The organism is Paenibacillus sp. Y916 (assembly GCF_056786435.1).
Window position 1 is genome coordinate 153,015 of record NZ_JBXCJA010000007.1, and the last position, 24,644, is coordinate 177,658.

A 24,644-nucleotide genomic window follows, 5' to 3' on the forward strand; every position below is an offset into this window, starting at 1 on the left:
TATACTGATATCCCTACCGTCAGATTCTTCTTTGGATTCTATTCTTCTTTAACAAGTTAACTAACTGAAACATAGCTCTAAGTGGTATGAGCAATATGGTCAGCAAGCGCCATCGCGGCAGCATATCCGGAGCTCCAGGCCCATTGCAGGTTATAACCACCGCAATCTCCATCCACATCCATAACCTCACCGGCCAAATACAGCCCAGGTACTAGCTTAGATTCCAACGTTCCTTCGATTAGCTCAGTCGTATCAATGCCACCGGCTGTTGTTTGCGCATTCGTGAAGCTATTGGTATCGGTCACTTTAAATTCCCAACGCTTCATGATTCGATACAATATTTTCTTCGTTTTCCACGATAGATCCTGACAAAGTAGGTGAAGCTCTTGATCAATTCCTGCCTCCTTCAGCAGAACAGGAATCAGCTTCTTGTTGATGATGCCGATAAGGGAATCCGCAACAGTCCGGTGTCCGAAGATCCCCCAGTGCGTTTCCAGAAACTCAACTATCTCTTCCTCCGTGCGGCCAGGCATCAATTCAACCGATAATGTCACAGATTCTCCTCTGCCGAGATTATACGCAGCCTTCCTGCTTAGCTGGAGTATTGGCGGGCCAGAGATGCCATAGGCCGTAAATAGAATTTCCCCATATTCAGTGCGGATGACTTCATTGTTTACGATAATATGAGCATGTCCTTCGAATTTTATGCCGGACAGTTCCTCCAAATATGGATAGTCTAACTTTAATTGCACAATCCCCGGCACAGGCTCAATCAGAGTGTGCCCCAGACGTTGGACAAGCGTATAACCAGATCCATCCGTTCCCGTTTTCGGAGCAGTAAGACCACCCGCACATAGAAATAGGTATTCGCTGGTATAAACGACCTGCTCCTCTGTCTCTGTTTGGCATTTAATCGTGAAGCGCGGATGTTCCGTCGAGACGATAACATCCAACACTTTATTCTTGAAATATATCGGAACATTCCGATCCTCCAGAGCAAGGCGAAAAACACCCGGCACGGATGCGGCTTGCAACGACATGGGATACATCCGACCATCCTCTAAGGGTATAAGAGGAAGCCCGAGCGAGGAGAAAAAGTCGATCGTCTGGCGCACACCAAATTGCTGTAGAACAGGCAATGGAAATCCAGCCTGATTGCTGTGATACTTGTGCGATAAAGCGACCGCTTCATCCGTACCCGTCGCAGTAGATTCGTTCGTAATGTTGCAACGCCCATTGCCCGTCGTTAATATCTTCTTCCCCATCCGGTCATTGCTTTCAATCATTGCGGTATCAATACCTTGGTCCCGTGCAGTAAGAGCAGCCATCATACCTGCAGCGCCTGCACCGATAATTAACAGCTCGTGGTGCTTAGAATTCTGATCCTCATACATATTGATCGATGCATCCCTTTTCCTATAAATTCATTATATTTGCTTAGCAAGCGCCATCGCAGCCACATAACCAGAACTCCAGGCCCATTGTAGATTATAGCCGCCGAAATCCCCGTCCACATCCATCACCTCGCCAGCCAAATAAAGCCCAGGTATTAGCTTGGATTCCAGCGTTCCTTCGATTAGCTCGGTTGTATTGATGCCGCCCGCTGTCACTTGCGCATTCGCGAAGCCATTGGTATCAGTCACTTTAAATTCCCAACGCTTCAAGATTCGATACAATTTCCCCTTGGCTTTCCACGATAGATCCTGGCAAAGCAGGTCTGGCTGCTGATCGATGCCTGCCTCCTTTAGCAGGACGGGAACCAACTTCTTGTTGAAGATGCCGACGAGGGAATCCACAACAGTCCGGTGTCCGAAGCTCCCCCAGTGCATTTCCATAAATTCAACTACCTCTTCCTCCGTGCGGCCCGGCATCAGATCAACCGATACGGTTACAGATTCTCCCCTTGCGAGATGATGCGCAGCCTTCCTGCTTAGCTGGAGAATTGGCGGGCCGGAGATACCATAGTTCGTGAAGCCAATTTCACCATATTCGCTGCCGATGACTTTACCCTTTACGATAATATGAGCTTGTCCCTGAAATTTGATGCTGGACAGTGCCTTCATATGCGGATTTTCTAGCTTCAATTGCACAATGGCCGGAACAGGCTCGACTAAGGTGTGTCCCAGACGCTCGGCAAGCGTATAACTAGGACTATCTTTTTCCGGATTCGGACCGGTAAGGCCACCCGCACATAGAAACAGATATTCACTAGTATAAACAACCTGCTCCTCTGTCTCCGTTTGGCATTTAATCGTGAAGCGCGGATGATCCGTCGAAACGATAACATCCAACACTTTATTATTGAGGTATACCGGAACATTCCGATCCTCCAGCGCAAGCTCAAAAATATCCAGCACCGATGCAGCCTGCAGCGACATCGGATACATCAAGCCCTCCTTCAATCTTGTAAGCGGAAGCCCGAGCGCTGAGAAAAAATCAATGGTTTGACGGATGCCAAATTGCTCCAATACAGTCAATGGAAATCCAGCCTGATTACTGTGATACTTGCGCGATAAAGCGATCGCTTCATCCGTACCCGTCGCAGTGGATTCATTCGTAATGTTGCAGCGACCATCACCTGTCGTTAATATCTTCTTTCCAATCCGGTCGTTGCTCTCCAATATAGCTGTATCAATACCACAGTCACGCGCAGTTATAGCAGCCATTAAACCTGCTGCGCCCGCACCAATAATGACTAGTTTATGGTGGTTCCTATTTTGAAATTCATTCATATTTTTCGATCACCCTGTTTCACATTGTAAATCAATATTATAACATTAAGTAAGTAGTAAATCCTAACTTACATCTGAACAAATATGACATCCTGATTAGAAAGGTGCATTGCCTGTTACTAATGGACATCCAGTTCTCTTACTATAATTGTTCCCATTTCAGCGCGACTCATAAACATATAATAAACAGAGCCAATCCCCTTTTCAAGAGGTCTGGCTCTGTTTATTTGTAAATTATTATGCTCTTTTGAAACAGATCAGTAAAAGAAGTTCTTCTATAGCTCTTTATAAGCTGGCTGCATCATCCCTTGAATGGGCTGATCTTCTTGGTACTCATAATATTGTGACTGAGCTTGTGCTTCCACTGACGGCTGCTGATATGGCTCGTCCACATACATAATTCTGCGCTGAATTTGCATGAGACCGTTCACCACGCGAAGCGCGATCCAAAAAAGTACAAGTCCAACGCCTACGTACAGCATATACTGCTGATTATAGGTCCAATCGATATGAAAATAACTAAACAAGCTATTCTCTAAAATATCAAGCTTCATTTCATTCATCAGAATAATATGCACGACTGGAAGAGCAATAAATCCTAATCCTAACGAAATCACCGTTACCATAATAACAAAGAACACAATGCCTGTTACAAATCTTAGTAATACGAGCAGCAGATTTCGTATGAATAGCCCCCCGTCAAAACCTCTCACCATTCGCATCAACCAATTCCCTCTGAATTCAGACTGTTGATTGTAGGTATACGAAACGGAAGGTGTCGGTAAACCTAAAATTTGTCTAATCATGCTTTGTTCAAAATTAACAATCCCATTCAACAGCTTAGCTACTCCAAAAAACAACGGTATTCCAATAAATATTGGAGTTAAACCGATTGATAGTGCAAGTCCCGTTATCGCTACTGTAAAATAAATAATCCCTAATGGGAGGGATAACAATAAATAAAGGATCGTTGCATAAGTTTTGGGATTAAAAAGTACCCAATTCACCTTACCTGTTGGCGCCTTTGCAGTCACTTCTATTGCCTTCATATTCAAACACTCCTTTGGCTACATATGTCACGCTCTAAGTTATAAATCCATTATAACCGCCTTATCTACCTGACATAACCGTCTTAAGGGGGATCTGAACCTAGACCTTAGACTAGGAGTGAACTGGGGGGGACTGTTGGTTTGATCATAACAAAAGCCCCCATTCCGTGAAGAATGAGGGCTTTTGATGTCTTACCTGTAAAGGGATATTAAGCATTTGCTCTTAATATATATCGATTAATTTCGAATTAGATAATCGAAAGCACCTAACGCTGCAGTAGCACCAGATCCCATAGAAATGATAATCTGCTTGAATGGACTATTGGTACAATCGCCAGCAGCAAACACTCCAGAAAGGTTAGTAGCTCCATGGCTGTTTACAACGATCTCGCCCATGCGAGTGCGTTCAACCGTGTCACCTAACCAATCTGTGTTTGGTACAAGGCCGATCTGTACAAACACGCCTTGCAATTCAATGTGCTTAACTTCTTCTGTATCGCGATCCATGTAGGAAATACCGTTAACCTTGTCCGTTCCGGTAATTTCTTTGGACTGCACGTTCTTAAGTACAGTAACGTTAGGCAGGCTGTAAAGACGATCTTGTAGAACAGCATCAGCTTTGAGCTCGGGTGCAAATTCAAGAACCGTTACATGGTTCACAATCCCTGCAAGATCAATTGCTGCCTCAATACCAGAATTACCGCCACCAACAACCGCAACATCTTTACCAATGAACAAAGGACCATCACAATGCGGGCAATAAGCCACGCCCTTGTTCTTGAACTCCTCTTCACCAGGTACACCCATATTACGCCAACGAGCGCCTGTCGAAACGATGACCGTCTTACTTTTTAGTACAGCACCGTTTTCGAGTTCAACTTCGATGAGATCCTTCTTCTCTAAACGCTTAACACGTTGCAATTTCATCACATCGATGTCGTACTCTTTCACTTGCTGTTCAATATTCGCTACAAGCTGAGGCCCTTCAGTATATTTCACACTGATAAAGTTCTCAATGCTCATAGTATCGTTGACCTGACCACCAAAGCGATCAGCAACAATACCTGTGCGAATCCCTTTACGTGCTGCATAAATCGCTGCACTAGCACCTGCTGGGCCGCCGCCAACAACAAGTACATCAAAAGGTTCCTTATTGTCAAACTCTGATGCATCAGGAGCATTACCCAGCTTGGCAAGAATCTCCTCGACCGTCATACGACCGCTTTCGAAGAATTCACCGTTAAGGTAAACACTTGGCACAGACATAACGTTTTTGCTTTCAACCTCTTCTTTGAATACTGCACCATCAATCATGGTATGAGTAATGCCAGGATTAAGAATGCTCATCAAGTTCAGTGCTTGTACAACATCAGGACAATTGTGACAGCTTAAGCTGATATAAGTTTCAAACGTATATTCACCTTGAATGCTTTTGATCTGATCAATAACGCTTTGCTCAACCTTTGGAGCTCTTCCACTAACCTGCAGTAACGCAAGTACTAATGATGTGAATTCGTGGCCCAATGGAGTTCCAGCAAAGGTTACGCCTGTATCTTCACCTACACGATTTACACTAAAGCTTGGTGTTCTAGATAATTGTGTTTTCTCCACCGTTATCATAGAAGACATGCTCGCAATTTCTTCGACCAGAGACAACATCTCTTCAGATGCTTCATCATTGCCTACGCTGACTTTTAACACTATATTACCTTCTAATAGCTGGAGGTATTGTTCTAATTGAGATTTCAGTTCATTATCTAGTTTCATATTTACGCACCTTCCTTAAATCTTGCCTACGAGATCAAGACTCGGCTTAAGTGTTGCTCCACCTTCTGACCATTTCGCTGGGCAAACTTCACCTGGATGGTTACGAACATACTGTGCAGCCTTGATCTTGTTAACAAGAGCACTTGCATCACGGCCAATGCCTCCTGCATTAATCTCAACAGTTTGGATAATACCGTCTGGGTCAATGATGAATGTACCACGATCAGCAAGACCGTCAGCTTCGATCAATACATCAAAGTTACGAGAGATTACATGTGAAGGATCACCGATCATAATATACTTAACCTTACCAATAGCTTCAGAGCTTGCATGCCATGCTTTATGAGTAAAATGAGTATCCGTTGAAACGGAATACACTTCAACACCAAGTTCTTTTAGAGTTTCGTATTGGTTCTGTAGATCTTCTAGCTCAGTAGGACACACGAATGTAAAGTCAGCTGGATAAAAGCAAACTACACTCCATTTACCTTTTAAATTTTCCTCAGTAACATCGATAAATTTACCGTCTTGAAATGCAGATGCATTGAATGGTAGTACTTCTGTTCCGATAAGTGACATAATTTATATTCTCCTCTTAAGTTCTATTTTTTAGTATTAACATAGCATATTCAGGCCTTCATACAAAACAACTTAAATATACTTTATAATCATTATTATCAACTAAATAATATAATCTGTCAAGTAATTTAGAACGATTATAATTAACAATTCAGTGAACATTCTAAAATGATTTAACTCATCATTCATTATGCTGCTAATTAAGCCATAGTATTCATTGCTTAAAGATGACTACCATTTCAAACACAAGCAAAACCCCCGGCCTCTTGTGGTGGGGGGTTACATACGGTATATACTTCGAAATCATATCTCACTATCCTCGTGAAAATTGCGTGCTTTCTTTTAGTTGGACGATATCATGGCCCGTTGGATTCTGGAAGGTACGAAGCCTAAATGTCGGTGCAACTGCAAAGATATGGTCAAAAATGTCCGCTTGAATCGATTCATACACGCCCCAGTTGGTATCATTGCTGAAAGCATAGATTTCAATTGGCAGTCCGTTATCTCCCGACGCTAACTGTCTGACAATCATGGTCATATCCTTATGAATTTTTGGATGATTCCTCAGATATTGATAGATGTATTCTCTAAATACACCTACATTCGTAAGCTGTCTACCGTTCACATTGCTCTCCTCATTAATCTGATGTTCCATGTTGTACGCGTTGATTTCATTTAATTTTATCGTGATATAATCGGTAAGGTAGTGAATCTTCTGAAACTCCTCAATCATTTCCATGGTACAAAACCTTATGCTGCTCGTCTCGATATAGACGCTTCGCTTAATCCTTCTGCCGCCAGATACTTGCATGCCTCTCCAATTCTTGAACGAGTCTGAAATGAGGGCGTAGCTCGGAATCATCGTGATCGTCTTATCGAAATTCATAACCTTTACCGTGTTTAATGTAATGTCGATGACATCTCCATCCGCATTATATTTAGGCATTTCAATCCAGTCACCGACACGCACCATATCATTCGATGATAATTGAACGCCTGCCACCAGGCCCAATATGGAGTCCTTGAAGATTAGCATCAGAACGGCCGATAAGGCACCAAGCCCACTGAGAATAATCAAGGGATTCTGGCCGATGAGGTTCGAGATAACCAGAATGCCACCGATGATAAACAGAAATATCTTCACCACCTGAATGTATCCCTTAATCGGTCTGATCTTGGAGACTTCAAACGAACGATAGATCGCATCAATAGCATTGAGCAGTGCATTAAGTACCATCATAGTTACGATAATCATATACGTTAATGCCGCTTTTTCAATCAAAGCTTGATAGGTCGGAAAGATGGACGCAGAATAATAGATGATGAGCGCCGGCACGAGATGCGACAGCTTGCGGAATACTTTTTTCTCCAACATGATATTATCCCACGTGTACCGATTGTTATTAATGAAGTGAATAATCGTCTTCAGCACGATTTTTTTGGCTATAAAATTGGCCAGTATCGAGACCGCAGCTATAAAAACAACCATGATCATATTCGAAAGATATCCAATGGTTTGTTCACTCATGCCAAATCCGTCTAGTTGATGTTTGATAAATTCCATTGTTTCCTCCTAACACAGTATATATTAGCCTATTATTATAGATTAGATTCTAGTGCTAAGCAAAGTTCAAAATAAAACATCTCTAGGCTTATTCGGAAAAGTGTAAAAATTTAAGAAGCGGCTTGGTATAACTGCCAAAAACAAAAAACCACCTAAATTGAACTGCACCCCGAATGTTAGACACAACTAACAATTGGAGGTGCAGTTCAAATAGGTGGTCTCACTGATTAAGTATGGAGGCGAGGCGAATCGTGGCTATGCAAAACCACGATTCGCAGAAATGTGATGCTAAGTATGTTGGAAAGGTCGCGAAATCTAACCCGTTCTGATTGTACTAGACAATAAGACAATTAAATTAAGTTTGCATATTCAAGCATTCTACGAATAATGATTACAATTTCAGCTCGAGTAACAGGGTCTTGTGATGCTAGTGTATGAGTAGTTTTCCCTTGCAGTAAGCCCGTTTCTATTGCCACAGCCACTGCACTTTCTGCCCACCCAGATACCTTATCTGCATCATGATACTGCCCTAAAATTTGTTCGACTTTATCATCTGATAAGGCAATTTTAACCCCTTTCATTTGCAATGCTCTCGTTATGACCACGATCGCTTCTTCTCTTGTCATGCTTTGATTAGGTAGGAACGAGCCATTCTCATACCCTTGAATGAGCGATCTATTCATTGCAGACTGTATCGAAGCTGCTGCCCAGTTTTCAGAGTGAAGATCATCGAACTGGCCTTGATATGGAGCGCTAATTAACCCCAATGCTCTACCCAATATTGCTGTAAATTCCGCTCTTGTTACATCCGCATTGGGCGCAAAAGTCGTTTCCGTTTTACCATTCACAATCAATTGGCTTGCAAATTCCTCGATAGCTGCTTCTGCCCAATGTTCCTGAATATCTCCAAAACTTTGCTGATGTGAAATTAGTGCAATCGTTCCATCCACAAACGTATAAACTTCAGCATAACGCTTTCCATCTTTCACAACGATTTTCGACGGTACACGGACAAATGAACCATCCTCTGCTATCACGACAGCAGTTGCATTATTCAGTTCCATCGATGAACCTAGCAGTAAAGTACGTTTGTTGTAATGCTTGCTTTCAACATGAGATACAGCTTTGTCATCCTTCTCGTAATAAACAAACATCGTTAGTGGTTGGCCAACGATAGACATATTGTGAAGGAATGGATAGGGTGTACTCGACTGTTCACGAATGACAAATGTTAAATTTACTCCCTGATCAAATTCAGTAACACCCAATTGAGCTTTTATTTTTGCTAAATCCTCATTAGCTGCATCCCATATCATCGTTCCATCTTCTGTCACGATTTGAAATACGATCCCTTTATCGATCAGAAGATCTATCGTATCCCCATCAATATCAATCAATATATGCTCTATTGCAAAGTTGACTACGACACTTAACTTTTCTCCTCTAGCCAATTGTTGAACATATGGAATAAATTCATTTGGATCCAATGTAAGTTTTAAGACTTCTTTACCGTTTTCTTTTACAATCGTCCCATTCCAGAGGCGCAGATTGGACTCGCCATCTACCGTAATGTTCAATTTGTTTTGTTGCTGATTATTGTCTGTAGGCGTGGTTGAGGTCGGCGTATTTGGAGCCGACGTAGTTGGGGCCGGCGTAGTTGGGGCCGGCGTAGAGTTCAGTACGGTAATGGTAAAAGCCGCATCATTTCCCGCATTGAACCTGAATACGAGACTATGTGCTCCTGTACTTAGCGTTGCCAGATACTCCTTCTTCAGTGTGACCTCATCACCAGCACCGTTCACGTCATATTCACTTGAAGCTACTGGTGTACCAGTAACTTCGATACCTTGGAACGTGTTGCCTAATAAACCTAGTTGTACTTTAATATCAGCATAACCTGATGCTGATGCATGTTTATCAAAGCTCGCTGTGCTTGGTGTGATTGTGCTATTTGCTAGTGTACTGTCGCTTACCGTTAGCGTTAGCGTTACATCGTTGCCTGCACTGAAGCTGAAGTCAAAGCTATGTGCTCCTGTGCCTAGTGTTGCTAGATACTCCTTCTTCAGCGTAATCTCATTACCCGCTCCGCTCACGTCATAGACACTTGAAGAAACTGACGTTCCTCCCGCTTCGATGCCTTGGAACGTGTTGCCTTGCAAATCTAACTGGACTGTAATATCTGCATAACCTGGTGCTGAAGCATATTTATCAAAGCTCGCTATGCTTGGGGTGATTGTACTATTCCCTGGCGTGCTGTCGCTTACCGTGAGCGTTAGCGTTGCATCGTTGCCTGCACTGAAGCTGAAGTCAAAGCTATGTGCTCCTGTGCCTAGCGTTGCCAGATACTCCTTCTTCAGTGTGACCTCATCACCAGCACCGTTCACGTCATATTCACTTGAAGCTACTGGTGTACCAGTAACTTCGATACCTTGGAACGTGTTGCCTAATAGACCTAGTTGTACTGTAATGTCAGTATAAGCTGATGCTGAGGCATATTTATCGAAGCTCGCTGTGTTTGACGTAATTATACTGTCCGTTGCAGCCCTCGTCACCGTGACGGTATACGTTTTCGTATTACCGTTACCTGATGTAACAATCACCGTTACGGTATTGTCCCCGACGTTTAGCGCTATAGCTGTAGGATGACCGCTCGTTACAGAGACGCCGTTCACCGTCATCGTTGCTCCGACATCCGCAGTCGTTGGCGTTACATTTATGTTCGTCACATCATTATCGACGCTTGCCGTGTAGCTTGTTGTTTCCGAACTAAATGTTGGTGATAATGTACTGCTACTCAGCGTAAGTCCACTCAATTCGGTACTATACCCAAATTTCATAAGACGGTCAGCCATAAATGGAATCATCCAAATATTTTCCCCATCATACACGCCGCCAAGGAACGCACTTCCACCTTTTGTAAAACCATTAGGCCAATTGTTGTATCCCGCCATTTCACCGGTTAACGAGTCAACCTTGATTAGTCGATCGGCATTACTTGGAATGAGCCATATACTAGTACCATCATACACGCCGCCAGTGAAACTACTGCTCCCTTTTGCAAAGTCTCTAGGCCATCCGTTGTATCCGGTCATATCTCCAGTTTTCGTATCAAATTTAACTAGATGAGTAGCATTATGAGGTATCATCCATATATTGGTTCCATCGAAGACACCTCCCCAAAATGCATCTGTACTTTTGGAAAATCCGCTAGGCCAATTGTTGTACCCCGTCATTTCACCTGTTTGGGGATCAACCTTAATTAGTCGATCTGCACTGTTCGGAATGAGCCAAATACTAGTACCATCAAATATCGAACCATAAAATGAATAACTACCAAGGATCGTTCCGCTTGGCCAACTATTGTAACTAGTCATTGCTCCAGTCGTTGTATCAACCTTTATTAAGCGACTGCCATAATAGGGGGCAAGCCATATGTTGGTACCGTCGAAAGCACCTCCAATAAATTGATCGCTTCCTCTCGATCCATCTGGCCAACTGCTATAACCCGTCATTTCTCCTGTAGCAGCGTTAACTTTAATAATCTGATTTGCACTATATGGAATTAGCCATATGTTAGTACCATCATACACGCCTCCAGCAAAAGCATTACTACCTTTAGTGAAGCCTCCTGGCCAATTACTGTATCCCGTCATTTCTCCTGTAGATGGATTAACCTTGACTAATTCGTTAGCATTATAAGGTATCATCCATATACTCGTACCGTCATACACTCCACCAACAAAGGCAGAAGATCCTTTTGTTAAGCCGCTTGGCCAAGACTGGTACCCTGTAAAAGTAGTACCTACCACTTCATTTCCAAAAATGGGGCCGCTATATCCAATTCCATCTTGACTGGAGATGTTTGTAGCCGCTGCAACGGTCGATATGCCGCCGATTCCTGCGCTGAATATTCCCGGAATACTGCCTGATGTTAAAATAATCGCCAACATTATAATTGCTATTTTTCTACTCAATCTTATCACTGTTCTTCATTCCTTTCGTATAGAGGATCCTCGTTACTAGTAAACGTAAACGTTTCGTATCAGAGTTTATAATAGCCCTCACCTTCTCAACCTTAAATATGTAATGAGCTTGAGCGCATAACCCTTGCTATCTCATTGAAAGCTACTGCTTGAGATTCAGCTCAACAATTTTTTATGTTTTGGAGTCGCCCCTCATATCTGCATTAGAGCAAATCGTTAACCTATAACAATCTATATAATCTTATCGACTACTAGTTTAGTTTATATTAACTTAAAGTGATCAATCTGTAACTCGAATTACATTTTATAAACAATTGAATCAATTTCATAAATCATCTTCACAGTAATCAGATCAACCGAATATTAACGCATTCATTTTAAAAAAAGTGAGCTAATGCACCTCGATGACGAATGTCATTCAATTGAAAGTATTCTTTCAAGAATGCATTTACTCATTCGACCGCGGTTTTTTTTATACAATTCATAATAACTGTCACTACCACGAGCAGGGATGGTGTATCTTCTTGGATGATCATCGATTTTTTTCGTTGCGTGTATTTTATAGTTTTGTATTTCTAGTCATAGCTGTCGTATCAATAAGAATGGCCCTCTTTACAAATGGGACGAAAGTACGGTCTCCATCACCTTCAACTTTTCTGCAGCAGAAAACTCTTGATCTTTAACCTTACCCAGATCAAGCTTCTTATCTAGCTGTTCGTTCGGGTACAAAGTTGTACCTTAACCCTGTTTTTTGGGCTACCTTAAGTTCGTGCTTGAAACTTATACTTTCTATTATGTTAAAAGGGCTGTCCCTAGCTATTTCATAGCTTTTGGGACAGCCCCTTCTGGGGTAATAAGTATGGAGAAAAATCATAACTCAACTTCGGAACATCATTTTATAGCTAGAGATTAGCGAGTCCAAGCAGCTCGCTTACGGTCAAGAACCGATAACCTTCGGCAGCAAGCTCTTCCACCAATACCTGGACAGCTTTAATCGTTTGAGAGCGTTCGCCATACCCGTCATGAAACAAAAATATACTGCCATTTTCGATGGTTGGCCTCGTATGATCCAAAATAAAATCAACACCTGGCTGCTCCCAATCCTTCGCCTCACCGTTCACGGCACCGATCGAGCGGTATCCGAATTCTGCTGCAAGCAAAAAGATATCGTCATTAACACCAAAAAATGGTGGTCTGAAGTTCAATACAGGCTTCCCCGTTACCCTGCGAATCGTCTCATCCGCCTGCTGCAATTCAGCCCGCGCTTCGTCTACCGTCAGTTTTGTCAAATCAGGATGCGAGTAGGTATGATTGGCAAGCTCATGCCCGGCGATATGAACCTTTGCTGCGATATCCTCGAACATATTAATTTCTTTACCAATCATAAAAAATGTTGCTTTGCCATTAACCTTGTGAAAAATGTCCAACAGCTGTTGAGTATATAACGGATGTGGCCCATCATCAAACGTAAAGGCGACGGCCTTTTCCTGGATTGGAACCTTATGTACCAACGATAATTTGACCATTATGATATTCCCCCGATTATGGATACTTTTGAAACCAACCGGCATTGCTACAGCGCAATGCCAGTCATTTTTTTTGAAGTTCGTGTAGAATTGCCATTCAATCATTATCCTATTTTGCGAACAAAGGGTTTGTAATCCAGAATATGCTCAATTTCATTCAATATCTCTTCCGATAATGTAAGGCCGCTTGCAGCAATATTATTTTCGATCTGTTCTGGTCTTGATGCACCGGTGATCAAGCTACTAATTTGAGGGTTTCTTAGTATCCATGCCAGTGCCAGCACGGAAAGATTTGTACCAATACTGTCGTCAACTTTTCAACAAGCCAAACCTCCGACCGTATTCATCCAAACCACACAGTGGCCACTCCTTGTAATTCTCCAAAGGATAATGTGATCTAAGAGAGTGAAATTGTCTCCAAATAATTGGCAACACAGTTTCTGGACCTTTAAATCCGAGTAGCAAACATAAAACAGAACGTATATATGGGTTTGGCGCTTCTGCCGCCAGCTTTTCAATCTCATGAAGAGGAAACTCAGAGCATTGATGAAGATACTGAATACCTTGTTCAATCAGAACATCATCTTCCGTGTTCCATACGTATTTGTTTTGCCTCTTCTTCACCCATACTTGTAATTGACCTTGTTAGGTTTGAGGCAATTTGAGTTAACTCGGGCGTCAACAATCTTGCGTGCATTAGCATGGCAGCTGAGAATTGACCTATAGGATAGTAATAGAATAACCACTCATTCACGACTGGATTATTGATATCCTCGAAAATGTGCCTTCGTTCGTTCTCTGACTTATTCATGCATCATTTCTTATATTTCAATCCGCTTCCGCAAAAGCATGGATCGTTTCTCCCTATCACATCCAGGAATTTGGGTTTTACATTCAACATATTTTCTACTTCTCCTCTTAAAATTAAAGCTCGATACGCCCTTTGAAAAAGGTATTTGTTCCTCCTTGTGAAAACTGTGAATTTCAGGCCAGGTCGGTTGGGCGGTGCGAACACTTTCCAAAAGATGATCAAGTAGACCTTCATACTTTTCTCGAGGATTACCTTCAGATGCAAATGAAGTAATGTTAAGAACAACTACTTTCTTTCGGTCTAAAAGATTTTTCTGAGCAACAGTTGATTATATTGAAACGTTTGCTTTTTATTTCTTGACAGGCCCGCTTAAAATCATTATTTTGAGTTATTCGGCATACTTGTTATGTTTTTCTCTACAAAATCTATTTGATAATCCCCCCTCGAAGATAAAGCACTTCAGAAATCATTGATCATCAATCGCCTTTAATACTCTATCATATTTTCTAATCTTCCTCTGTGAGTTATTCCTTTAAATAATATCAGCTTTTTTCGGAAGATTATAGTTGCAAGCGTAGTAACATTTGACCACAAATTTGGGGAACGTCAGCTCAGTTTTGTTACATAGAGTCTATCTTCATATTCCTGAAAAGAAAAATCCATAACCTCATTTGGTTATGGATTTTCATATCGAGGCCAGGGCAGTCGAACCCCTGTCCGGAAATATCGACACATAAGATGCGCTTCGCGTTGGGTGTAGTTACAGATTTGATGTCACTTGAAAGTCATTGCGGAGCAATGGCTAGCATCGAAAGCATATGCTGTATCACCCTGTAAAATAAAACAAGACCAGCAGATAAATCTGCATTTCTTGGATTATCCGGATTTATGGTCCTTGCTATCTGATCTGGATCAATGATAACCCCAACGTAATCCTTCATTTGAAAACTGACTGTACTTTTCCCCGCCCCATTGGTACCCGCAAAAACGGTCATTATAGCTTGATCATTAGTCATGATACACAAGTTCAGTACGCTTCCCAGTTATATCGTAAATGATTTCAAATTTTTGCCCACTGGAATCTTCTCGCATCCGCTTGCCATCTTCTATATAGTAAATAGATGCTCCAGCCTGTTTCGCCTGGTCTATTGCCTATTGATTTGCCTTTTTTAATAGACCTTGTAACTTTTCTCTTTGTGGTAGCATTAAGCACACCTCACTCTAATTTGAGTTTCTATTTTACAACTATTATACCATACCCATCTGCTAATCCAGATATGAAATGCAGTAAAATAATACAAAAACGGCCACCAAATGGTGGCCGTCACTGGTAATACATATGGAGGCGAGGGGAGTCGAACCCCTGTCCGAAAATATCGACACATAAGATGCGCTTCGCGATGGGTGTAGTTACAGATTTGATGTCACCTGAAAGTCATTGCGGAGCAATAGCTAGCACCGAAAGAATATGCTGAGTCGCCCCGTACTTTATTAACACATACTTTCTACAGTTTTTGGTGATTCAGCGCTAACCACTGCATTACTCGATCGACTTACCCACAACTCTCATATCCTTTTGTTTGACTGCGGATCCTACAGTCTCCAATAAACAATGGAAGACCAAGGAAAAAGAGACATTTATATCATACATTGATATTATCTCAATAGTACATTCATAATTCTAGATCCAGTACAGCTTTAACTTCATCAGGTGCCAAAGAATTAATACACGCTATTGCACAGGCTGAAAATGGGGATTCACGAGAAATTGCGTCTTTAAGTTGAGTTATGCAATAATCTCTAGTTATTTGTTCATCATCATACGCCTTAATTATCCTTTCAACATTATCCCAAGTCGTTGATATTTGTTTTTTTATGTACGGATCTATTAAATTATATATTTCTATTGATACATCAACTCTTAGCTTTTCGTAATTATCCTCGGTAGCATAATGTACTTGTCCACCAAAAAATGTTATGAGTTCAACGTCCTCTTTTTTAAGAGGATCCAAAAGCATTGAAAATTCATTTTCATTTCCACCTTCTGTTAAGAACTGACTTTCATTTTTTAGTGGAAAAGCAGTACCTTTCCCACCTTCACCTGTCTTACGATTCGCATAAATACAACAAGCTCTGTAATTAGATATATCATTCTTTAACCAAAAATAACCTATGCCTTTTAAAGGTTCATTGTGATTATAATCTCTAAACGGTTCTACAGTTGCTTTCGGTCTAAAATGATCAATATGAACATCTTGACCCAACAAAGGGACTTCAGTATACCAACACTTATTGTAAAAAGCATCTCTGAAGTCTTTCTTTAAAGTTTCATTTTTCCAAAGCTCCGCACCGTGCCCCCAGCTATCTCGTTTCTTATATAACTCTATTGTATCTACATAACGCATTTTAATTCCCCTCAAAAAGCTTATTAATGATTCCTTTAATCTTATTACGCCGTGTAACAACTTCATCAAAAGTTAGGTACTCTTTCGTGTAATATTCTGTATCTCTATACTCTTTTATAAAATCGTCATACAAAAAATCAATTGTATTATTTGAAAAAGGTAGCGATCCTAAATCTTTTGTAAGTAATCGTAATATTTCTTTCTCTTCATTAGTTATATTGTCATTTATAAGTTTAATATATAGTTCTTGTCTTCTAATATATTTATCTGAAGTATCTTTATCATAGGAAGTTTGTAGTCCATAGTACTCACTTTGCAAAAGTCCGTCTATTCCCATTCCTCTTGTATCTTCTGTAGGAATATTTACTTTCGTTCGATAAGAGCCAGTAACCATATCAATATTAAATATTCTAACAAACTCCTTTTCTACTCCGTTAATCACAAGAGGATCGTGGGTTGCAATCAATGCTTGAGTATTTGTTACACCTTTCAGACATTCATCAATAATATTTTTAAGGTCATACTTCCATTTTGGGTTCATGTGAGCGTCAGGCTCGTCCATAATGACAAAGGTATCCTCATGTTTGAATAGACCAAGCATGCCGAAAATTCTAAATAACTGTTGTTGTCCCTCACTCATTTCACTTACCTGTACATCAGACTCACCATATTTGACAGTAACATCAAATTTCGCATCAAAAAGAGTTGATAATTTTTCGAAGGTGTTGAAAATGGTAATTCTGTCCATGTCTAACGTGTCTAATTCACTTAATGCAAAGTGAATTCTATTCTTATCTCTAAATAAAATGCTACTTCTAAAAAGTTCAACAAAAGAGCTTTCAATGAATTCTAATATTTTCCAAAATAACTCAGGGACGCCTTGTTTGTCATTATCATTTTTAAATATGTGATTCAACTTATTCAGGTTGATCACAATATCAATTCTCTCAATTTTTTCAATATGACAATCTTTTTTCAAAATATCTTTTTCATAAGTATTCTCAGAATTGTCTAGTAAAATTGAAGTAAGGTATATTGGAGTCATACTTTCATAACAGTAGTTGTATTTTCTATCTGGGAAATAAGGTATTAATATTTCATCAACTCTCTTAGACGAAATTAAATTAATGTAATCGATTATAGTTTTTCTACAGTTTTGGACATATACTTTATCAACATTTCTATATATGGGCAGCAAATTATTTTGTGTTCCCGAATAAAAGATTACCACTCTTTTTGGAAATATATCCCTTTTGTCTTTTTGAAGTGTCTTTTTCAACTTAGCTAATGAACCTGTTATATAATATTTTTCACTTTCAATTGAAAGACTATATTCGCTACCTTGTTTAATAATGAAAATGATTTCTCCTGCATAAAGATATTTTAAATGATAATTAAAGATTCGTTCCTTAGCAATTGCTGACGAATCAAAAGAAGCTAGTATTCTTAATATTACTTCAATCATTGTTGATTTACCTGTTCCATTTTCACCTATTAAAATTGTTGAACTTCCATTTTCACTGACATTAAATTTAATCTCGAAATCCATTAAGAATTTATAACCATCGATTTTACATTCTAATATTTGCATATTTATCCTCTTTTGCAGGAATATACTCCATTCCTATTTTTAATTAAAAAAATTTTCTCCATTCTGTGTAATGCTCGAGTAATTTCAAAATGATTATTACTTAAAAATAGTAAATCATTTATTTTCAATTGTTTTTGCCTAAGTAATTGTAAATATATTTCTCGCTCTAAATTTGTTTTTAGCTCACTTTCAATGGCTTGATCAATTTTTATACTTATATCACGTTTAATAATCTTAGACACTTCTTTTGTATCTTCTTTCGAATTATTAATTACTTCTATAAGTAATTCCTTTGCATTTTCTTCAATCGGATCATTTGTGCCTAGTTCGCCACGGAAAGCACGAGCGAGGATTGCCTTTTTCATTATGTCGATTTTATCTATGACATCAACATGTTCTTTTGCTTCCTGCTCTTTATCAAACAGGCTGTCCAATATACGGACAATTTCTTGCTGTTCGGACAGAGAGGGGTACAATATTGAAAATTTCCCAATCATCGTTGCACTATAATTCGGTTGATTTCCACCAACCGCTTTTTCACGGAAAACCCAGTAATTATTCATTAAATAGTAGTACAAAAATTTGTTTTCACATTCTATATTTGGCATAAGAGCGCAAACTGCTTGGTTTGTTGACGCATCAATATCAAGAATTGCAGCTCGACCACGTGTTAAGCCCTGTCCATACATAGCAACCAACACTGATCCTTTCTTAAATAATTTAGCTGAACTATTCCTAATTGCTTCTGGTGTAATCTTTTCTTCACTATCAATAATATAATTCCATTTTATTTCACCTGTTTTTATCCACGGGATATTTCCTGTATAATACTCTGGAATCTGACGTGATGGTGTACCCCCAGAAGATATTTTGCAAATTTGGCTAAGGTATTTCTCCACCCAACTATCCATCCCCACACCATGCTCTTCCCGCCATTGAGTAGTGAGTTCGCCTTTGAAGGCTTTGTGGAGGATGGCGGCTTTGCGGGTTTCAAAGCTATCTAAAGCGTTTTGTGCTAGCTCCTTTGCCTGATCAAGCTTTGCAAACAGGTTCTCAATATGATCAACGATACGATGTTGTTCAGTAAGCGGGGGAAGTGGGCATTCCTTTTGCAGAATAATTTCTCTTGATATTCCAGGGATGAGCCCATTTCCAGCTTCTTTAAGCAATTCACAGATATGCTCAAGGTAATATCTTATATATAATCTATCGATAGAGTCAAATGACCTTAATGCCATTATTTGTCTACTAATATTAATGATTGGTTCCTGCTGTAAATAAATCTTCCCGATCGTACCCTTTACACTGATTAGAATATCTCCTGCATTGGAGACCACAACAGGATCCTCAATCCAACGTTCAACTGTAAAATTATTATCCTCAAGATTACTCGCTCCCAGTATATAAGGTACACCTATACCTTTATCATTACAAAGAGCTGAAGAAACATCACGTCCTGATATTAGTTGAATGATGTATCCCAATTTCGTCCAAACCCAATTCCCAGGCACCTCATACGGCTGTTCATCCTCTGGGACCAATGCCTGTTCCAATAATTCCTCTACCGATAAATTCTGCTTTTTCTTCGCCTTAGCCAATAGTTTTTCCCTCCAATGACTTCAGTTCCTTTAAAACGCTCATGATCAGGTCAACTGCTTCTTCCAGCTGAGCAACGACTTCTTCGCCGCTCTCAATAGGATCTTGGAGATCATCGTAGTCGAGTACACTATCATCACGGATTAGCCCAAGATCTAGGCTGTTGTTCTTCTCTCGGATTTGCTCACGTGTAAATACATTCCAACGCTCATCTTGCACTTTTCTTCTATCTTCTGCTGAATAAGCCTCAATAAATGCATTAAAATGCTCAGCCTTCAACGGACTTGTCTTACCGAAGTTTTGCATATTGGTACGAAGATCATAGATCCATACTTCCTTCGTGTTATCCTTTTCTGTCTTCCCACGTGTAAAGAACAGTACATTAGTCTTTACTCCCTGTGCATAGAAAATACCAGTGGGCAGACGTAATATGGTATGCAGATTGCATTTATCCATTAAGTCATTGCGGATAGAAGCACCGTCGCCATCAGCAAACAAGACATTATCTGGTAGAACCACAGCTGCGCGAGATTTTCCATTTGATTTTAAGCTTCGATATATATGCTGTACAAAGTTTAACTGCTTATTTGATGTAGGGTAGGTGAAGTCGTCACGGGTAACACGCTCCCCACCTTTCTTCGTTCCGAATGGAGGATTGGTTAACACCACATCAAAATTTTTCATTGTCTTTCCTTGATTGGAAAGGGTATCGGCAAGCATGATTTGCCCTTTGATGTCATGAAGCATCGCATTCATTAGCGCTAGACGGTGGGTTTCATGCACCAGTTCACTACCTGTGAAGGCCTTATTCCTCTGAAATTCCTGCTGTTCGGCAGAAATTTCAAATAAATCGTCGGTATGGTCTTTCACATAACGGTCAGCAGCTATCATAAAACCGAATGTACCGCAGGCAGGGTCATTGCAAAGCTCACCAGCTTGAGGAGCTATCAGCTTTGTCATGACATCAATTAGCACACGGGGTGTGAAATATTGCCCTGCACCCGATTTCTTCTCATTAGCGTTCTTCTGAAGCAATCCTTCATACAGGTTCCCGAGTCCTTCTTCCTTTGCAGAATACCAGTCTAGAGCATCAATAGAAGTAATGATTTTTTCAAGGTTTTTCGGCTCCTCAATATTCGAGGATGCTCCTGCATAAATCTCGCGCACTCTGCCTGTGCAGTTTTCCCCTAGATGGTTAAGTAGCTCTTTATAATAGCGTTTTAGCTCCACACCTTTGGGCTTCATCAGCTTGTCCCAACGATAATCCTCTGGAATTTGTTCTTCTGATCCTGTTTCTTTGGCCATCTTCAGAAAGAGAATATAGGTTAACTCGGTCACATACTGATGATATGTGATACCGTCATCACGAAGCACATTACATAAGTTCCAAAGCTTGGATACGATCTCCTGATTGTTCATGCTGTTTTTCCTCCGTCATCATACAGATACTCGTTTAGTTCGGTTATGATGCTTTCTAATTGATTTTTGAATATCTTGTTGATGCGCGTATAACCACCAAAATTCTTAAATGCACCGCTATCAAAAGCTTCCTTATCCAGAATGGTTTCGTGAAGCAAATAGGTTTCAATGCGATTTAACCAGTCAAGTTCCATTTTACTAAAGGAATGATTCTGTTTCAGCTTCTGCACCGCATTTATGATGCGCTGTTCATGGCTGATGAGTGCAGAGCCTATCGCTTCTTTACGGATAAAGCTAATAATATCGGCGGCAATATCCTCGTCTTTGAGTTGTTTCCATGCCGTATTAAGTTGCATCTCAGTATAACCTTCACGGTCTAGCTCTAGCTTGAGACTCTTGAGACTTTCTCTTGTTAATTCCTTCGGTCGGGTACATACCACGTTGAGTGCAGCAATGATATTCATATTGTTTATGATAAAAGATTTAAATTCATCTAAGTAGTCCTCAGGCTTCATCCCTTTTCCATAATCTCGGGTATGACTTACTAATTCATCTTCTTTATCAGAGATAATTATAGCACGCCCAGGGTTCATCCCGCCTTCATTAAGCATTTCGAACAGTTTACGGTTTCTAAGAAGCAGTTCTTTGGCTTCCCCTACAGGCATCGACCTAACTTTTTCAATAAACTGCGTTGGATTCTGCCCACCCGTCAAGTCCTCAAAATGTGTAATTGATTTTTCACTCATATTACGTTTCTTCCGCTGGAGCTTAGCTATAATCAGATCGATCTGATTCTGTGTTTGAGCTTCGGTAGGAAGCGTATCCAGTCCATTTAATAGGTCATCAAATGTCGCCGTTGGATTAGCAACGACTGGCTTCATCGTATTCACATCCTGTAAAGTCTCATAAACACCTACAGGGTCATATATCTCAAAATGAGTTTTGCCGATCTCGGGGCAAAGACGGGTAGCCCGCCCCATCATTTGTTCAAACAAAATACGGGATTTAACTCGTCGCATAAAAACCAGTGTTGTGATTTCGGGCACATCAATACCTGTGGTTAGCAGGTCAACAGTGACTGCAATATTAGGATACTTTTCGTTTTTAAATCTCTTAATGGCTTCAAGAACCTTTTTCTTGTTCCCTCCGCCGACACTTCCTGTGATTTTCATGATAGCTTCATTATCTACACCGAAAGATTCGTAAATCTCCTTCAAAATTTTCACGATTAAGTCTGCATGGCTATCATCCACTGCATAGATCAACGCTTTGCCTTCACCCTCAGGGTTGAGGTCTTTAGCGATTTCTTCTAACACAGTGCGATTAAAGTTCTCGGTGATCACTTTTCGATTGAATTTTTCAACGTCGAATTTCAACTCATCTTCCAATTCACTACTATTGGTGATCTCACCAGTGATAGGGTCATAGACGGCTACTGTCTCACCCTTATTGTAGTTAATACCCCCTTTACTCAGCTTGGTAACAATACTGTGGGGAGCGTCATGGTCGACTAAGAACCCTTCAATGACTGCTTTTCGATACGTATAGTTGAACACGGGTTTCCCAAAGATCTCTGAAGTATGTAATGCGGGTGTAGCTGTGATAGCGATCTTTGCCGAATTAAAATATTCGATGACTGTACGATACTTGCTTATATAATCATCCTGATTACGGTAAAGAAGCTCGTCGTCCCCCATTGCTTTATCAAGGATATATCCTCGATGCGCTTCGTCAACTACAATGAGGTCATAATCGGTCACCGAAGGCATGGTTCCAGATTCATTATATAAAATCCGCTTAACAAGACTCTGTACCGTTGCTACATGAATTTTTGTTTCTTTATCAATCTCTTTATCATCAAGATTTTTGACGTCATAAATTTCATCTAAAGTCATTAGGTCTTCGATTCTGACTTCTTTAAACACATCCTGCGCTTGCTCACCCAGTGCTGATCGATCAACAAGGAACAAGACCCGTAGAAACCGCTTAGTTTTCAGAAAGCGATAAATCATGCCTAGTATGGTTCTTGTTTTACCTGTGCCTGTTGCCATTGAAAGAAGGACTGTTTGCTTGCCTTCAATAATTGCATTTTCGGCAGCTTCAATCGCTTCTATTTGATATTCACGAAGATTTAGTCCATCCTTATCCCGTAGAAGATCATAAGGCGTTTCCCCTAAAGTCTGGTTAGCAGATGCAATATCCTTTTCCAATAGTTCCATCATACCATCGGGACTCATCCATCCCTGCAAGGCTTTAGGTATATTAGAGCTTTGGCGAGCATCCAAAAACCAGATACCTGACTTTGTTTCAAGTTGCTTAAAATATTTCCTTCCATTTGTCGCGAACAGGAATGGAACTTTGTATTCGTTCCAAGACCCTACCTGGTACGATGCATGTGTTTCTTTAATTTCTTTTGCATAATCTTTACACTGATAATCGATCACCGATGGGATGTCTGTAAAGGCTCTCTTTGCTTCGACAATGCCAACAAGTTGCAATCCTACAAATAGTGCATAATCCGCATATCCTCTATTACTCACTGTAGAATCAGTTGGCCATTCAGAAATGGCTATATTTTTACCCTTTTGAGGTCTCGTCCCTTTGGAATAACGCAAATTGATCGTATCTACTTCCCAACCTACTTTGCGAAGCTGCTCATCTATGAGATAACGTGTCTCTTTTTCTGATAGATTGATGTGCTCAGCCGCAGTACTTGCTTTCTTTGCTCTTTCTTCCACAGTTATGGTTTTTCCAATCGCCGCTTTTTCTGCCTGTTCAGTTAGCTTCTTAATAAGCTCTTCTTTTTCTTTTATAATGGCTTCATAATCCACTTGCTTACTATTATCTTCTGGTAATACAAACCCTGTAGGCTGATATTCCCAATCACCATACGTCTGCATAAACCAAACTGCTAGATTATATGCCATTTCAAGTAGGATTTTGCAATCTTCAAAGGAATCGTAATTTATATGAACCGCCTTATTGCGTGTCATTCTTAACGAGTAAAGGATGTCGCCAATATCTTTTGGAAGTAACCCATTTTTCTTCAGCAACTTTATTCGGTTTGCATGCGTATTATCGTAAGATGGTGGAGCGATACTATCTAGCTTTAGCATCAAATTAACTATTGTTTCACCCAATAGTCCCAGCTTAAATAGACAGGAATTCGTGTCAGAATAGAGGTACTCTTCAGCTGTGCTTCCAATTTGCGTTAGGACAGGGAAGGATTTTTCTAAAGATATAAAATTTGATTTCATTTCTTTACCTCCTGTTTATGTACATTCTCTTAAATACTACTGCTAGTATCTGTTGCATAACTATATAATTAGTTCTATGCTATTCGACAATTCCCCTGCTATTTAAGCATCATGATGAGCCAACAGACTTGGTTTAATCAAGCTTCAACACATAATTCCTCAGCGGTGTTTTCATTCATAACTACCTCCAACAACCTTAACCGTTGATAACTCATCATATTTAAACTTTAAGTCTTCTCATTAAGTATACACCAGAGTCAGCTTAGCAAGTTCATAAAAGGTATTGTTGTATCGCACTTTCAATCTGCGGGGATAGTAGATTTCCCCAATTCCACCAAAATGAAAAAGAACCCTATAGGAGAGCC

General features: G+C 40.3%; 18 protein-coding genes and 2 pseudogenes. 1 reads left to right on the forward strand and 19 read right to left on the reverse strand.

The genetic code is table 11. From position 1 onward, the window contains the following. Positions 1-77: 77 nt before the first annotated feature. The 14 genes and pseudogenes from AC1TO9_RS16085 to AC1TO9_RS16150 all read right to left on the reverse strand — a co-directional run bounded on the left by AC1TO9_RS16085 (position 78) and on the right by AC1TO9_RS16150 (position 15,027). Positions 78-1,394 carry a BaiN/RdsA family NAD(P)/FAD-dependent oxidoreductase gene (locus tag AC1TO9_RS16085; protein WP_482059840.1) on the reverse strand — a complete coding sequence of 439 codons (1,317 nt, stop codon included), beginning with the start codon at positions 1,392-1,394 and terminating at the stop codon, positions 78-80. A gap of 33 nt (positions 1,395-1,427) precedes the next feature. Then, on the reverse strand, positions 1,428-2,732 hold the full coding sequence (locus tag AC1TO9_RS16090) for an aminoacetone oxidase family FAD-binding enzyme (RefSeq protein ID WP_482059841.1): 1,305 nt from the start codon (positions 2,730-2,732) through the stop codon (positions 1,428-1,430). A 275-nt stretch (positions 2,733-3,007) separates the two neighbouring features. Next, the gene (locus AC1TO9_RS16095) at positions 3,008-3,781 is read right to left on the reverse strand and encodes a sensor domain-containing protein (protein ID WP_482059842.1); all 774 of its coding nucleotides are present in this window, start codon (positions 3,779-3,781) and stop codon (positions 3,008-3,010) included. A 237-nt stretch (positions 3,782-4,018) separates the two neighbouring features. After that, positions 4,019-5,548, reverse strand: coding sequence for an alkyl hydroperoxide reductase subunit F (ahpF, locus tag AC1TO9_RS16100; protein WP_482059843.1), 1,530 nt, complete (start codon positions 5,546-5,548; stop codon positions 4,019-4,021). Positions 5,549-5,563: 15 nt separating this feature from the next. After that, positions 5,564-6,127, reverse strand: coding sequence for an alkyl hydroperoxide reductase subunit C (gene ahpC, locus AC1TO9_RS16105; protein WP_482056317.1), 564 nt, complete (start codon positions 6,125-6,127; stop codon positions 5,564-5,566). Between the two features lie 313 nt (positions 6,128-6,440). Then, entirely contained in the window at positions 6,441-7,691 is a 1,251-nt protein-coding gene (locus AC1TO9_RS16110) for a mechanosensitive ion channel family protein (RefSeq protein WP_482059844.1), read from the reverse strand. A gap of 350 nt (positions 7,692-8,041) precedes the next feature. After that, the gene (locus AC1TO9_RS16115) at positions 8,042-11,665 is read right to left on the reverse strand and encodes a X2-like carbohydrate binding domain-containing protein (RefSeq protein WP_482059845.1); all 3,624 of its coding nucleotides are present in this window, start codon (positions 11,663-11,665) and stop codon (positions 8,042-8,044) included. Between the two features lie 398 nt (positions 11,666-12,063). Further along, a pseudogene (locus AC1TO9_RS16120) lies at positions 12,064-12,306 on the reverse strand (IS5/IS1182 family transposase); the annotation flags it as partial. Between the two features lie 270 nt (positions 12,307-12,576). After that, positions 12,577-13,200: a polysaccharide deacetylase family protein gene (locus AC1TO9_RS16125; RefSeq protein ID WP_482056314.1), complete on the reverse strand. Its 624-nt coding sequence runs from the start codon at positions 13,198-13,200 to the stop codon at positions 12,577-12,579. Positions 13,201-13,304: 104 nt separating this feature from the next. Then, entirely contained in the window at positions 13,305-13,502 is a 198-nt protein-coding gene (locus AC1TO9_RS16130) for an aldo/keto reductase (protein ID WP_482059881.1), read from the reverse strand. Between the two features lie 7 nt (positions 13,503-13,509). Continuing rightward, positions 13,510-13,824 (reverse strand): hypothetical protein, encoded by a 315-nt coding sequence (locus AC1TO9_RS16135; RefSeq protein WP_482059846.1) that lies wholly within the window; start codon positions 13,822-13,824, stop codon positions 13,510-13,512. Further along, on the reverse strand, positions 13,781-14,011 hold the full coding sequence (locus AC1TO9_RS16140) for a hypothetical protein (RefSeq protein ID WP_482059847.1): 231 nt from the start codon (positions 14,009-14,011) through the stop codon (positions 13,781-13,783). Before AC1TO9_RS16140 ends, AC1TO9_RS16135 begins: the two co-directional genes overlap by 44 nt. Positions 14,012-14,014: 3 nt before the next feature. Next, on the reverse strand, positions 14,015-14,245 hold the full coding sequence (locus AC1TO9_RS16145; protein WP_482059848.1) for an SEC-C metal-binding domain-containing protein: 231 nt from the start codon (positions 14,243-14,245) through the stop codon (positions 14,015-14,017). 551 nt (positions 14,246-14,796) lie between these two features. After that, complete coding sequence (locus tag AC1TO9_RS16150) at positions 14,797-15,027, reverse strand: hypothetical protein (RefSeq protein ID WP_482059849.1); 231 nt, start codon at positions 15,025-15,027, stop codon at positions 14,797-14,799. A gap of 488 nt (positions 15,028-15,515) precedes the next feature. Here AC1TO9_RS16150 and AC1TO9_RS16155 point away from each other — a divergent pair. After that, positions 15,516-15,620: pseudogene (locus tag AC1TO9_RS16155) on the forward strand (ATP-binding protein); the annotation flags it as partial. 64 nt (positions 15,621-15,684) lie between these two features. Here AC1TO9_RS16155 and AC1TO9_RS16160 read toward each other — a convergent pair. Genes AC1TO9_RS16160 through hsdR form a run of 5 tightly spaced genes read right to left on the reverse strand, consistent with a single transcriptional unit; the run spans position 15,685 to position 24,279 of the window. Further along, entirely contained in the window at positions 15,685-16,416 is a 732-nt protein-coding gene (locus AC1TO9_RS16160; protein WP_482059850.1) for an HNH endonuclease family protein, read from the reverse strand. A gap of 1 nt (position 16,417) precedes the next feature. After that, on the reverse strand, positions 16,418-18,007 hold the full coding sequence (locus AC1TO9_RS16165; protein ID WP_482059851.1) for an AAA family ATPase: 1,590 nt from the start codon (positions 18,005-18,007) through the stop codon (positions 16,418-16,420). Positions 18,008-18,009: 2 nt separating this feature from the next. Next, positions 18,010-19,605, reverse strand: coding sequence for a restriction endonuclease subunit S (locus AC1TO9_RS16170; protein WP_482059852.1), 1,596 nt, complete (start codon positions 19,603-19,605; stop codon positions 18,010-18,012). Continuing rightward, positions 19,598-21,022 (reverse strand): class I SAM-dependent DNA methyltransferase, encoded by a 1,425-nt coding sequence (locus AC1TO9_RS16175; RefSeq protein ID WP_482059853.1) that lies wholly within the window; start codon positions 21,020-21,022, stop codon positions 19,598-19,600. Before AC1TO9_RS16175 ends, AC1TO9_RS16170 begins: the two co-directional genes overlap by 8 nt. After that, a complete protein-coding gene (gene hsdR / locus AC1TO9_RS16180; RefSeq protein WP_482059854.1) occupies positions 21,019-24,279 on the reverse strand; it encodes a type I restriction-modification system endonuclease in 3,261 nt (1,086 codons plus the stop codon). The genes AC1TO9_RS16175 and hsdR overlap by 4 nt, the downstream gene beginning before the upstream one ends. Between the last annotated feature and the right edge of the window lie 365 nt (positions 24,280-24,644).